At 36.4% G+C, this 14,001-nt stretch carries 12 protein-coding genes and 4 pseudogenes; 11 read left to right on the top strand and 5 right to left on the bottom strand.

Features of this window, described 5'->3' with window-relative positions; all coding sequences use genetic code 11:
- Positions 1-385 precede the first annotated feature (385 nt).
- From NSS77_RS02675 to NSS77_RS02630, 10 genes and pseudogenes are all read left to right on the top strand, one after another.
- Positions 386-988, top strand: a complete 603-nt coding sequence (locus NSS77_RS02675; RefSeq protein ID WP_342470266.1) for a hypothetical protein — start codon at positions 386-388, stop codon at positions 986-988.
- A gap of 74 nt (positions 989-1,062) precedes the next feature.
- A pseudogene (locus tag NSS77_RS02670) lies at positions 1,063-1,206 on the top strand (DnaB-like helicase C-terminal domain-containing protein); the annotation flags it as partial.
- Between the two features lie 566 nt (positions 1,207-1,772).
- Positions 1,773-3,112, top strand: a pseudogene (locus tag NSS77_RS02665) (transposase).
- 132 nt (positions 3,113-3,244) lie between these two features.
- A complete protein-coding gene (locus tag NSS77_RS02660; protein ID WP_342470265.1) occupies positions 3,245-3,673 on the top strand; it encodes an ABC transporter permease in 429 nt (142 codons plus the stop codon).
- Positions 3,674-3,821: 148 nt separating this feature from the next.
- A complete protein-coding gene (locus NSS77_RS02655) occupies positions 3,822-4,664 on the top strand; it encodes an Hsp33 family molecular chaperone HslO (protein WP_096551824.1) in 843 nt (280 codons plus the stop codon).
- Positions 4,657-5,370 (top strand): MerR family transcriptional regulator, encoded by a 714-nt coding sequence (locus NSS77_RS02650; RefSeq protein ID WP_342470263.1) that lies wholly within the window; start codon positions 4,657-4,659, stop codon positions 5,368-5,370. The genes NSS77_RS02655 and NSS77_RS02650 overlap by 8 nt, the downstream gene beginning before the upstream one ends.
- A 158-nt stretch (positions 5,371-5,528) precedes the next feature.
- Complete coding sequence (locus NSS77_RS02645; protein ID WP_342470262.1) at positions 5,529-5,747, top strand: hypothetical protein; 219 nt, start codon at positions 5,529-5,531, stop codon at positions 5,745-5,747.
- A gap of 40 nt (positions 5,748-5,787) precedes the next feature.
- Entirely contained in the window at positions 5,788-6,114 is a 327-nt protein-coding gene (locus tag NSS77_RS02640; RefSeq protein WP_096550474.1) for a hypothetical protein, read from the top strand.
- On the top strand, positions 6,104-6,460 hold the full coding sequence (gene tnpB / locus NSS77_RS02635) for an IS66 family insertion sequence element accessory protein TnpB (RefSeq protein ID WP_141603366.1): 357 nt from the start codon (positions 6,104-6,106) through the stop codon (positions 6,458-6,460). The genes NSS77_RS02640 and tnpB overlap by 11 nt, the downstream gene beginning before the upstream one ends.
- A gap of 49 nt (positions 6,461-6,509) precedes the next feature.
- Complete coding sequence (locus NSS77_RS02630) at positions 6,510-8,105, top strand: IS66 family transposase (RefSeq protein WP_342469277.1); 1,596 nt, start codon at positions 6,510-6,512, stop codon at positions 8,103-8,105.
- Between the two features lie 682 nt (positions 8,106-8,787).
- Here NSS77_RS02630 and NSS77_RS02625 read toward each other — a convergent pair.
- Both NSS77_RS02625 and NSS77_RS02620 read right to left on the bottom strand, forming a co-directional pair.
- Positions 8,788-10,050, bottom strand: coding sequence for a glycoside hydrolase family 18 protein (locus NSS77_RS02625; RefSeq protein WP_342470261.1), 1,263 nt, complete (start codon positions 10,048-10,050; stop codon positions 8,788-8,790).
- A 140-nt stretch (positions 10,051-10,190) separates the two neighbouring features.
- A complete protein-coding gene (locus tag NSS77_RS02620; RefSeq protein WP_342470260.1) occupies positions 10,191-10,568 on the bottom strand; it encodes a hypothetical protein in 378 nt (125 codons plus the stop codon).
- 489 nt (positions 10,569-11,057) lie between these two features.
- Between NSS77_RS02620 and NSS77_RS02615 the strand changes: the two are divergent.
- Positions 11,058-11,156, top strand: a pseudogene (locus NSS77_RS02615) (IS982 family transposase); the annotation flags it as partial.
- A 184-nt stretch (positions 11,157-11,340) separates the two neighbouring features.
- Here the strand turns inward: NSS77_RS02615 and NSS77_RS02610 are convergent.
- The 3 genes and pseudogenes from NSS77_RS02610 to NSS77_RS02600 all read right to left on the bottom strand — a co-directional run bounded on the left by NSS77_RS02610 (position 11,341) and on the right by NSS77_RS02600 (position 13,876).
- Positions 11,341-12,475, bottom strand: a pseudogene (locus NSS77_RS02610) (IS3 family transposase).
- A 73-nt stretch (positions 12,476-12,548) separates the two neighbouring features.
- Positions 12,549-12,827: a hypothetical protein gene (locus NSS77_RS02605; protein ID WP_342470259.1), complete on the bottom strand. Its 279-nt coding sequence runs from the start codon at positions 12,825-12,827 to the stop codon at positions 12,549-12,551.
- An 884-nt stretch (positions 12,828-13,711) separates the two neighbouring features.
- Positions 13,712-13,876, bottom strand: a complete 165-nt coding sequence (locus NSS77_RS02600; RefSeq protein WP_342470258.1) for a hypothetical protein — start codon at positions 13,874-13,876, stop codon at positions 13,712-13,714.
- Between the last annotated feature and the right edge of the window lie 125 nt (positions 13,877-14,001).

Raw genomic sequence — 14,001 nt, 5'->3', positions numbered from 1 at the left:
TTGAGCTTAAAAATGCTTTTAGTAACTAAAAATAGTTACCATGAACAACCCTTACGTGCTTTACATTTATTCTCTTATTTATCCACTTAATTTCTATCCGTCTCTAATATTGGTAAATATTAATCCTTACCATTAAATAATTCTCCTCATATTCAATTACAGAACTATAAGGTCCCAAAATACCAATACTTACTTGAACAAAATAAGTTATAAAAATCTTGCTTTTTTATGAGATATTATGGTAAAAAAGTAGTATTCATTTCGATATTGTGAAAAGATAGTATTGAATTTCCATGTGATATTAATACAACCAAAAATATTCTAGTTTTATCAGTATAACTAGATATAATTAATAAAATTATATTGAAATAAAGGATTGGGTATAATGACAAAAAGAGCGCTAATTGGATTAGGGCAGAGTGGATCAGCCATTGTAGAAGATATTATTTCAATGGAAATGTTAGAAAAAACAGAGTTTTTTTGCATTAATTCTTACAAAAATAACATAACATTTTCAAAAAACATTCCGAAAAAAAATTGGTTTATGTTCGATTTGGATAGTGGGTTTAGTCAAGAACCAAAAAGTTGTTTTGATTTCCTAGAACAAGAAAATGAACTTCGAGAAAAAATGATTAGTTGGGTTAAAAATATATTAGAAGAATTTGAGGAAGTATTATTAATTACTTTCTCTCCTTCTGGTACAGGACTAGGAACTTTGAGTACAATTCTTAATTCCAACATCAGGATCGCCAAAAAAGCTATTGTAATAGAAAATTCAGATTCAAGTTTTTACCAAGAAAAATTTCACGAAAATCGAAAGTGGATTGAAGGTATTTCATCTGAATTTGACACATTAACTTTTATTTCCTTTGATGCAGAAAAAGAATTAAAGATTAAGGAGAAACTTGGATATAAATTAGATTTCGCTAACATGAGATACACTTTAATAAACGAACTGGTAAACAATAAAAACCATAATTTTAATTAATGCAAATAATGCGAAATAATTACGGTGTAAAGTTATTGTCTTATACCGTCTAGTACAGACATGTTGAACGTGATGATTATTACGAAAATAATTCTAAAATGGAAAATATTACAGAAATAGTATTATCAAAACATCGAAATGGACCAATTGGAAATGTAAAATTAGATTTTGTTAAAGAATATGGTAAATTTTTAGATTTTTATCATGGAACAATTTAAATAGAGTAAATATTAGTTTAATCACAGTAAATAACTCATATTTTTAGGATATTTTATAAATAGCTTTCATTTCTTCCTAGGTATGGTTTAAGACAATTTTTATAAAAATAATGATAAGAGTGCGATATTGGCTATTTTGCACTCTTGTCATTAACTGTTTCCCTCCATACAAACTCAAATGCATTTCGTCACTAAATACAGGAATTTGAAAAAAGATTCTCTATTTATTCCCTAATCATCCCTTGATTGTCTAAGGAGGGACACAGCAGAATAAATTGATATTAAAACCATTAGTTTAGCTTTTCACCTTTTCTAATACTATTATAGACCTTTATTCGAATATTTGGCTAAGAAATTTGAATCATTTCTAATTCATATGAATACTAATTTTCACTTATTACCGTGTTTTGTTTAAAAATAAAATATTTTATTATTATTCGAGTTAATTTCATAATTCTCACCCCTTGATTTTCAAGGGATTCAAGACAATAAAAAATGGGTACCTCCCCAAATTTCGTTATAATGGTAGGTAACCAAACAAACCATACGAAAGAGGTGAGTACCCTATGACTATTGTAAAACAAATTTCTCTTTTTGACATCCATCAATTATTAGAAATGGAAAGTTCCCATCGTTATGAAGCCATTTTTAGTGTGATCGACATTCAGCCTATATTTCAATTGTTTTCTAAAAAGACATTGAAAGGTGCACCACGTGAATTGAATGATGGTGCAATGATTCAATCGCTGAACGTATTCCAACTATCAAGGATTTAGTCAAACGTTTGGTCCATGATCCTTTATTTCGTTTCGACTGTGGATTCCTTGTGTCTGATGTCGTACCATCTGAAAGCTCTTATTCACGCATGATTCAAGTCATTAGTGAATCAGATGTGCTAGATAAAATGAACGATACACTCATCAAAACAGCGATGTTGGAAGGCTTTCTAAATGATGAACATGTCGCCATCGATGCGAGTCACTTTGAAGCTCGTGATGCTTTCACACCATCAGAAAAGAAAGCACCTAAAACTCCTAAAAAACGTGGTCGTAAAACGAAAGCTGAACGAGCTGTTTGGTTAGCCGAACAAGTAGAGAAAAAAGGAAATCAATCAACCTATGAAAAAGAACTGAAAGAACAGCTGGATATCCCATTAGAAACCCTTTGGAAGGATGTACCGATTGAGCCAAAATGGGGTGTGAAAAAGAATAGTAAAGGAAAAAATACATTCTGGTTTGGTTATAAAGCACATTTAGCTGTTTCGACGAAAAGTCAATATATCATCACTCGTTTGATGTCCTCAGGTAATTGAAGTGATTGTAAAGCTGCGATTCCATTATTGAAAAAACTTCATCACTTAGGAAACGGTCAATTTACAATAGCTATATTTGATGCTGGTTATGATGTTGAACCTATTTACCGTCAAGCCGTATCACAGTCCATGCGAGTCGTGATTCCTTACAACGTTCGCCGAGAAGGAGAATATATAGGATTCGATGAACATTTTCGTCCAACCTGTGTGCGTGAACATAGTTACCAATATGACAGCTTTGACGCTAAGTACAATACATTAAAATTCACACGTCCAAAGGAATGTGCAACTTGCCCATTACGAGAAGACACCCTTTGCCAAAAAGTTTTCAAAATCAAATGTGATATAGATATCCGTAAATTTACCTATCCAGCACGTGGGACAGAACGATGGAAACAGCTTTATCAAGAACGTACAGCAGTCGAACGCGTTAACGCTTATTTAAAGGAATACTTTCAATTAAACAATGTCCGTCATCGTACAGGAAAGAAAGCAAAAATGCATTTCAATCTGGTGACGTTAATTTATAATACCTGCAAACTAGCAGTTGATCGAATCAATGCTTTATTACAGCAACAAAACCAAGTTGCATAATTAAAAAAAAAAAAAACAAAGTTTTTAGTATAGGGGTACTCTATACTTCAGAAAAACTATGATTTATGAAATTGATTCGTTAAGAGTTACTCCCATGAAAATTTTTTCGTTTATTATTGCCTTGACCTTAGCATGGACGGTAGTATCTCTGGCCGTAGCTACCATCCTGCTTATTGGGGGGCTGGTGCTATTGGCATCAGGATGCAGTTTGGGACTTTGCTGATCTTTTATGTAACGCTGGTGACTGCAACCATATGCTTTACTTTAATAAGCTTTGTAGTGGCTAATATAAGCAAAAATGAAGGGCAAGCCAGTATATATTCCAATATTTTCGCAATGCCGATGCTGTTTTTGAGCAGTGCTTTTTATAGTCTGGACACAGCACCTACCTGGATTAAGACGCTAAGCCGGCTCAACCCTTTTTCCCATTTTGTAAGTGGGCTTCATAGTACGATAGTTTTCGATTTACGGGGAGCGGCGGCGAATTTGATTATCCTGCTTGCTTTCGGCGTTCTTGCGCTGATAGCTGCAATCCTGACTTTTCGCTGGGATTCGGACTGAGTTGAAACATTACCTCCATGATAGACCGTCATTCAGGAGATATATTCTCTTGGTTGGCGGTTTCTTAAATTATATAAGAATTTAATAAAAAGGCACTTGAACCTCACGTTACGTTATGTTATATAATGCGTGCATGGAGGTAATGATTATGAAGAAGAATTTAGTGAAATTATTAACAAAAGATAAGGAAATAAGACTTTTTATTGTTGATGCAACGAATATTCTGGAGCGTAGCAATTTAAGAGATATGAAAACAGATTTTGCAAGACAGCTTTATACGAACATATTTATAGATTGTTGTCTATTACGTGGCTTTTTAACCGAAATCGATCAGCGTATAAATGTAAGTATTCGGTTTAAACCAGCTGGGTATACGGCTTACTGTGATGTAGATGGAAGAGGCAATGTTAATTGTATTTTTTCTTCCCGACTAGCTTCTTTTAATGGTGATTTTGCCGATTTAGTCGGAGAAGGGACATCTCTCTCTATTACAAGAGGGAGTTGGACAGGAGGAATGTTTACTGGAACGGTAGAATTAAAGTCTGCTTCTATAGATTCGTGCTTTTCATATTTCTATTTTAAAAGTGAGCAGACAAAAACAATTTTTCGAACATGGATTGAAAACGGAATTGCAAGAGGTTGTTTGATACAACCACTGCCTTTTTACAATATTGATAATTTAAAATTTGTAATGGATGGTATCGACAGTGCAAAGAAATATATAGTTACAGAGCAATGGGCAGAACTGCCCTTGAAGGTTTTCCCATATGCAACAGTAGTAGATGAATATATCGTGCAAAGTGAATGCAATTGTTCAAAAGAGATGTTTTTTGGTATCCTAATGTCTGTTGAAACCGATGAGCTAAAAAAATCAATTAAAGTTGGAAAAAATGAAGAACTGGAATGTGGTATATGTGGTAAGAGGTATATATTTAGAACAAATGATTTAGAAATAATTGTAAAAATGAAGGAAAGTGAACAAAATGGATAGATTTCTTAAGATTGGGGAATTAGCAAGTATGACAGGTATAACTGTCAGAACTCTACATTATTATGATGAAGTCGGTTTATTAAAACCATCTAAGATTACTGAAACAGGGCATAGATTATATGACATACAGAGTGTTACAACATTATATCAAATAATTTCTTTGAAAGACATGGGATTTAACCTTGATGAGATAAAGGATCTGATTCATGATAGATATATAGATATTCGAAAATTCGTTGAGATCCAAATTTCAAAAGTTCAAGAGGAAATTGCCCAGAAGCAGTTACTTTTCAGTAAGCTACTAAAACTAAAACAGGAGCTTAAAGATAATAAGAATATCTCATTAGATGATTTTAAAGCAATCGTCCCATTTATTAATTCCTCAGCAGACAAATACATTACTAAAGAACAGTTAGATAAAATAAAAAATAACTTAGAAAGAGATAAAGCAGAATCAGAAGGAGCAACAGAATGGCTGGAATTCATTTCAAAACTTAATTATTGTTACAAGAACAAATTGCCTAATACAGATTTAAATGCAATTGAATGCATTAATTACTGGAAAGATTTTACGAACAAGTCAATAGGTGAAGATGAGAAACTTAAGAATTCCATATTCTCATTTCATGCTTCTTTGGATAATTCCCAGCTTAGATATGGACTTACTGATGATCTATACAAATATCTAATGGAGTTAATGAAATAAGTAAAGCTTAGTGGATATGTTCACATCTACAGATAGTGCTTAAGGTGCCGTCGATATGTTTCCAACTACCGACAAGTTAAAAGAGTGTGTGTAAAGATTATTTATATAATCCAATATTAGAGATTATAATGAATAATTGGGGGGAGAGTAGGTTAAAGGTGAAACATAGTAATCCGGAGGGATTATTTGATTCAAGAGTTTTTAGTCAAGTGGTTACAGTTAGCGGTAATGCAAAGACAATATATATCGGTGGACAAAATGCTATTAACTCTGAGGGACAATTAATAGGTCGGGACAATTTAGAACTGCAAACAAAACAAGTTTTAGAAGTAAGCGCCAAATATCCCACACCTTCTAACCATTTTGATGTTTTGTGATAATGAGATCAACATCAAAAGTTAGGAGGTTTTTATTTTTATGTCCCCAGATGAACGAAAACAATTGTGGCAACAACGAATTGAATCTTATCGATCTAGTGGAGAGTCAAGTGTAAAAGCTTGGTGCAAACAAAATCAAGTAGGTCACCAAAGTATGTATAAATGGATGAAAAGACTAGAGTTAGAGACAACTGAAACTTCACGGACTTCCCCTCAATGGCTAACTGTTGAAGTATCCCATCCGTTGGATGAAAAAAACTCCCCGCTCATCGTTAACATTGGGGAATTTTCCATCGAAGTAAAAGAAGGTTTCAATCCACTCCTTTTCAACGAAGTGGTTCAGGTGCTGAAAACACATGTTAAGTAAAACACCCATTCAACATGTTTATTTAGCAGCGGGGGCAACGGATTTACGCAAGTCGATTGATGGATTAGCAGCCATTATTCAAATGAGCTTTCAGTTAAATCCTTTCTCTTCTAATCTCTTTGTTTTCTGTAATCGGAAACGAGATAAATTGAAAATTCTCCATTGGGATCACAATGGGTTTTGGTTGTACTATCGTCGTTTAGAGAAAGGGGTCTTTCAATGGCCTGATGAAAGAACTCCCGGCCCTTTGTGCATCACTCCCCGCCAATTCAGTTGGTTGCTCGATGGTCTTTCATTTGAACAAAAACAAGCACATGAACAAGTATCAGCTAAAATCATGGTTTAAAAGGAATTTGACATTGACCTGTCAATTCCTTTCCTTTATTCTTTAACTTATGAACAAACACAAACAAACCAATGAATCAACAATTGAAGAACTGCAAGCGAGAAATGCGGAACTCAAAAAACAAAATGAAGCCTTACAGGCTAAAATCAAATGGTTGGAAGAACAATTCCGCCTTAGCCAACATAAAAAATTTGGGGCTTCCAGTGAAAAAACGAATCCGGATCAACTCGAACTTCCTCTTTTTAATGAAGCTGAAATCACAGCGGATACAGAAGTGGAAGAACCTACACTTGAAACCATTACTTATAAACGGAAGAAGTCTGTAGGACAACGCGATGCGAAACTAGAGAACTTGCCGACGGAAACGATTCACTATCGTTTAGCCGAAGAAGAGCAGGTTTGTTTGTGTTGCGGTGGAACCGTACACGAAATGAGTACGGAAATACGAAGAGAAATCAAGATTATTCCTGCTCAAGTAAAAGTCGTTGAGCATGTTCAACATATTTACAGTTGCCGTCAATGTGAACGGGAAGGAATCGAGACACCGATTGTCACAGCCAAAATGCCAACACCAATTTACCCAAAAAGTTTGGCATCTGCATCGGCTATGGCCTATATCATGAACCAAAAATACGTGGAAGGAATGCCTCTTTATCGTCAAGAAAAGCAGTTGGAACGATTCGGTGTGTATTTATCACGCCAAACGCTCGCCAACTGGATGATTTATGGTGCAACCAATTGGCTTTCCATTCTATATAAACGGATGCATGAGCTATTACTCGAAAACGATATTCTACATGCGGATGAAACTACACTTCAAGTTCTAGCAGAACCTGGACGAAAAGCGGATTCGAAGTCTTATATGTGGATGTATCGAACAGGACGAGACGTACCGCCAATCATCTTATATGATTATCAAACGACTCGTCACAGTAAACATCCGAAGGCTTTTCTAAAAGGATTTAAGGGATATCTGCATGTAGATGGATATGCAGGATATCATGAATTAAAGGATGTCGAACTGGTAGGGTGTTGGGCACATGCAAGGCGAAAATTCGATGAAGCACTGAAGGCATTACCAGCCAATGTGGATAAAACATCATCAACCGCTGCAGAAGGAATTCAATTCTGTAATCAATTATTCCAGATTGAAAGACAAATCAGTGAAAAATTTGAGAACTGTACTCCCGAACAGCGCAAAGAATACCGTCTTGAACACAGTAAACCTGTGTTAGACGCTTTTTTGGCATGGCTAAAAACAAAACGCCCTCAAGTTCCCCCAAAAAGCAAATTGGGAGAGGCAATTACATATTGTATAAATCAATGGAGTAAGCTCATAGTGTTTTTAGAAGATGGTCGACTTGAAATCGATAATAATCGTGCGGAACGATCGATTAAACCATTCGTGATGGGCCGGAAGGCATGGCTATTTGCACAATCGATGAAAGGTGCATCAGCCAGCGCTATTATTTATAGCATTGTCGAAACAGCTAAAGAGAATCAATTAAATCCATTGAACTACTTAACCTATCTTTTCGAACAATTACCATTGATAGATCACAATGATGTAGAAGCCATCGATCAACTCCTTCCTTGGTCGAAGACAATTCCAGAAGAATGTCGCGTACCAAATAAAACTAAATAGAGCATATAATAAACGCCCACGAAAAAACACGTGGGCGTTATTTTACGCTTACAAATAAAAAATGTGGGAAGACTGATTTAGACTCTGATCAACTTATTATAAAGGTGAATAGGCTGTTTTCTAAAGGATATAGACATGAAACTGCTTCATATACTCTCTAAATTGTGGAAAATAAAGAAACTTTATGGTGGAATTCGGTGTATTTGACACGAGATATGAAGAATTTGAACCATGCAAGAGTTACCTAAAAAATGATTAAAATTCCCTCTAGCTTGATAAGAAATAAAATGAGCTTGACGTGAAATCTGGGGAACTTGACGCGGGGAAGAAAGAGCTTGTCAAGGGAATTCAAGGATTGTCTTTAATATTGATCAATGATGATAGCATTGATTTAATTGTTGTGTCAACGCAACATAATAGCCATGCAAAATTTGTAGTTGAAGCACTTAATGCTGGAAATTTTTGAGGCATCTTTTTCCCTGTTGTTCGCTGATAAATCTGCAGATCAAGATGACGTTAATACTATCGCATCATTGTTTTCTTGTCAACAAAAAAACGCAAAATCCAATGCAACGACTTTTCAGCCAGCTTCCAAAAAACGCTTCCCACTTCAAACGAAGCGAGAAGCATCCATTTTCCCGATTTCCCCGCTGACTAGACAACCAACAGAAATGGGTGTTTCTTATACTTTCCGAACAGTAAAAAACTTTCGCACTAACCATGGGCCTGGCGCAAATCGCAGCCCCAACTCCCATGCACCGATGCCCGCAATCTGAAATTGGCGGGCCAATTTCATTTTCTGTCCTATGCTTCTGACATCTTCAAACCATACCTCATGAATGTTTCCAAGTTCATCCGTATATCGAAAAAAGGGGGATTCATATTGAAACGAATATTGAATCGGCGATTGGTAACGCATGGCGGTTAAAACCGCCTCTTGGTTGGAGAGGGCCTTCGCCAATGTCCCAGGCTGGTACGGAATGATCCAATCGTATCCATATAAAGGGAGTCCGAGCAAGATTTTTTTTCGGGGGACGCGCTCGACGGCAAACTGAAGCGTCGATCTCACCTCACTAATAGGAGCGACTGGACCAGGTTCACTTGTTAAATGGTGCCAATCGTACGCCATAATAAACATATAGTCGACGACAGCACCAATGCCGCCGTAATCGTAGCCCCTGAGCCAAGGGATCTCCTCGCTCGTTTTCGCTGGAACGGCGATCGTCAAAACATACCCAGCCGGTTTTAACCGATCGCGCAACTGGCGCAAAAAACCCGTAAACAAATCACGATCCTCTCCGCGAACCTGCTCGAAGTCAATATTGACGCCACCATAGCCTTTCCGTGATACTAAATAAAAGATGTTCTCAACCAAGTTCGCCCTTGCTTCCGTATTGTTCAGCACTTGGCTTGCCAGTCTCGCACTAAATCCTTCTGATGTTAGGTTCGTCACTACCGCAATGGGTGTGACGCGGTTTTGCCATGCTGTTTCAATCGCTGCGGCGTCATCCCGCGTAGTGACAATGTCGCCATTAGGGGCAAAGTGATATTCGAACAGGGCAATGTACGATGAATACGGGGCAAAATCTCGCACGAACGTCCGATCTAAGTTCGGTTCGCGGAGAATGTAATAGGCTAACGTTATAGCTTGATACCAGGAAATATCAGGAATATAAATTTTCATTCCCGGATACATCCTGTACGGATCCACCGCCGGATTGGCTGCCCGCAACTGTTCGACCGTCACAAATGCTTTCTGTGCAATGGCGCTTAGCGTGTCTCCTGGCTGCACTGTATACGTATAGCTAGGAAAAAGCAAAGCTTGACCAGGAACAATATTCGTTTCAACTAAGCCATTGACAAGGCGCAGACTTTCCAGCGGATAATCGTATCGCCTGCTGATTGAAAAAAGCGTATCTCCAGGTTGAACAATGTGGATAAACATGACCATCCCTCCGTTGAATCAACAAAGCTTCGGCGCTGGCATCATAATAAATATATATATGCTTAATAAATATATATATGCTATCGACCGCAACCGCACCTTGTCTTGACATGGCTAGTTTGCGATTCTTTTGCATGTTCCTAACGCGCAAGTCCTCCACGCACACCAATGCTCTCACGTGGAAGCGGGTGTCTTCTCGGTTCAGGATAATAAAAAGCGGCCAAAAAGCCGCTATTAAAGCAAGGTAAAAAATAATATCCAAACAATCCGGTGATCAGCAGCAACAGAGAAGCCAAAAGCCAAATAAGCGGGCGCGACGGCCGGAACGTTTGTTCATTAATTTGTTTGGTCTTCATGACATAACTAATGGTGGAAAACACAATCGTGCAGATGGAAATGACCACAGCTAATGCTCCGATCAATTGGACAATGGCCGTGGACAATGCGTTGCTTGTTGATTTTTCATGCAAATTGATCAATGAACCTGAGGGTGTCCCATTTTTCTGCTTTTGGGACATCCTCTTTTTTTAAAGATAAGACTCTGTTTAAATTTTAATGTTGATTTTTAGACTGCAGAAAAAGACCAAACTAAAGGTTCTTGCGCTATTTTAGGAGGTGACTTTCTATTAACTACAAGTTAAGTCCATATAATTGTGTAAAAAGGGAAATAGAAAAAGAGCCATGTTGCTTCCCCTTTGGTAGAATAAACAGTGGACAAACAAACACCAAACATAAGGAGGAATGCAACAACGGCTCAATATCATGAGAGGGGGCATTTCTTACTTATAATTAGTTATATAATATACGTTGAGTTTATTGTAATCCCCCTGCTTAGTCCCCTGTCCTTCATGTCAACTTAGACTTAACTAAGATTTCTAAACAATCATGTAAAAAAATTCAAACATAACCCGTGGTGCTAGATAAAATCAGACAAGCATAAAAATAGCCCTTGCATGAGGATCTCCTTAAAATGAAAGTGCGACCAAACATTTAAAAGGAGAATTCACATGCAAGAGCACTTTCATTTTACAACAGATCGAGCCAAACTTCAAAAACAATATGTATCGATTTTGTGTTTTGTATCAGCTCAACTATTGAATCTACGTCAAGTTTTTGGACACAAAAAGATTAAGTTTTTTTGCACAACAACCATTCATGGATTGTTCCACATCCCAAGTAGATTGTCAAAGTGAAAAGAGCCTTTGACAATCTACTTGGGACGTGGAGAAATAAACCCATGGCTGTTGTGCCAAAAAATGTGAAGGGGGAAAGTGTTCTGTACCCCATGTTTTACGCTGCTATTCGGCACATTTTTTCGTATTCATCCGGTGTCAAATAACCAATGCTTCCATGAATTCGTTTTCGATTATACCAACCTTCGATGAATTGAAATAACGCAATTCTCGCTGTCTCAAAGCTTTCGTATTTGGTTAGATACACTTCTTCTTTTTTCAATATGGCATGAAAAGATTCAATACAAGCGTTGTCATATGGACATCCTTTTCGACTAAATGACGGAACCATTTCATGTTTTTTTAGTAGTTTTTGAAAGGCTTCACTTGTATATTGTGTTCCTAAATCCGTATGCACGATAAGTCCAGGATTAGGCTTTTGGTCTTGAATTGCATTTTGAAGTGCTTCCAGCACAATTTCTGTTGTCATTTTGCGAGAGAATTTATATCCAACTACTTTTTTCGTATGTAAATCAAGAACGGACGCTAGATAACACCAGCCATCACGAAGGGTGTGGATATACGTAATATCAGCTACCCATTTTTCATTAATCGTTGTGGTAGTGAAATCTTGATTTAATACATTTTCTCGTTCTTCTACTGGCTTTTGTGTTGGTGTTGGGCGAAACTTTTTTGCAATACAAGATTGGATGCCTGCTCGTTTCATCAGACGTTGAACTCGATTGATACTGCCTGTATAACCTTCTTTTTTAAGCATTTCATAAATTTTGGGTGCTCCATAACGTCCTTTACTTTCTTTATGAATTGCTTGAATGCGTTTAAGTAGCTTTTCGTTTGCGACATGATAGCGATTCGGCTTCTTATGAAACGACTCATAATACGTGCTTTTAGGCATCTTTAAAACACGACACATCATTTGGATTGGATGATGTTCACTTTCTTCTGTAATTAAGTCAATCAGTTCTTGCTCATCTATTTTCTCTCGAATATGGTCATAGCCTTTTTTAGAATTTCGATCTCCTGTTTTAGTCGAAGATTTTCTTTTTGAATGGCTTCTACATCAGCCAAAGTTAACTCCTGTTCTCCTTCAATTGGAGAGAATTGCTTAATCCATTTATAAATCGTTACTTCAGAAACACCATATTCGCGCCGGTAGGACTGACTGGAGTGCCAGAGCGATAAAGCTCAACTACTGTTTGTTTAAATTCTTGATTATACCGTTTTTGACTCATGATTCGGACACAACCTTTCGTTAGTTTAATATTAATGACTTAACCAAGTTGTGTCCATAAATCTATACTACATCTAAGTTAAGTCTAATAAAGAAATCGAATTAAAATTAGTAGGAGCTGTAGACTGGAATAACAATCTTTTATCACCAAACCCAGCATCTATTTCACTTACTAAAGGTGAAAGTGATGGCAAAGCTCCAGAAGTAACTGATATTACAGTAATTAACCCACAAAAATTAGAAATCAAATTTAGTGAAGAAGTTGTAAAATTCGGCACTGCTGCAGTTACTGTTTCTGGAAATACGGTTACTAAAGTTGAACAAGATAAAAATGATAAAACTAAGTTTATCATTGAGCTTATTTCACCATTATCAGTTGGTTATGTAAATGTATCAATTGCTGCAGACGCAATTATTGACTTTTCTGGTGAAGGTATTAAAGCATTTAGTAAAGCAATTCAAGTAAAAGAAGATACTGAAGCTCCAGAATTAACATCTGCTGTAATTCAAAAAGATGGTAGAGATGGTTACGAATATTTAGTAGTTAAGTTTAACAAAGATGTATACAAAAATAGTAATTTTTCATCTGGAAGTATTTATCAAAATAGTAATAATCAGTAATTTTTATAAGCCTATTTACTCCTATACATTAGGAAAAACGTAGTTGGTTCATTAAAATTATTTTTGATTTTCCACCCGGAAATGCCCCTGAATCATCGTATTTTATGAAAATATTGGTAGATTTCTGATAGAACGTATTGTATAATGTCAAATAAAGAGAAACATTGGTTGTGAATAATTGATTCACAAATGGAAATGGTTCTCTTTTTTTGTTGAATCTTGAACGATTAGTGCGAAATTCCTGGACTTTTTTACTGAAAATAACTAAGAAAATAGTGCGATTGATACAAGAGAAATATATAATATAATAATGTATAGAAAGTTTCGTTTTAACGATATGGAAATTTTATTCAAAACTTATAAATAGTTCTAATATTTCGAGTAGACAGAATATTCTTCGTTTAATATTTCCAGTGTTCTTACGGTAGTAACGCCGCTCAGCGGGTTGTCGATAGAGGCTATTCATGTGATGGGATTTGTCGAAACGGATGGTTTTTTGAACGATCAGTACGAATCACTGGTTCAGTGGACAAGCCTCATTTAAAATCGCTACGCCGTTGAGGGTTCGGCCACAAAAAACACTTACCTTTGCTCAATGAAAACACTCGAACCCTACTTAACATTTATAACGAAAAAGAAGTTTCAAAGGTTTCAAAATGGTCAATAAAAATACAAAACGCTGCTCATCGTTGTGGATCAACATGATGAGCATTGATTTCATATAAACAAAGCCTTGATCAAAAGTCCGTTCAATGATGACACCAGCTTTTCGACATAACACCCAATCCGCAGCCCGAACACCAACATCAAAACTGGGCACCTCCGATTAATAACGGTTACACAAATAATTAACAAGGGAAACCGGTTGAAATAAATGATAGAAGGAATTAATCACTTGAATTCACA

Origin of the sequence: Ureibacillus sp. FSL K6-3587 (assembly GCF_038593165.1) — a bacterium.
GTDB lineage: Bacteria > Bacillota > Bacilli > Bacillales_A > Planococcaceae > Ureibacillus > Ureibacillus suwonensis.
This window is presented reverse-complemented; position numbering and strand designations above follow the sequence as displayed.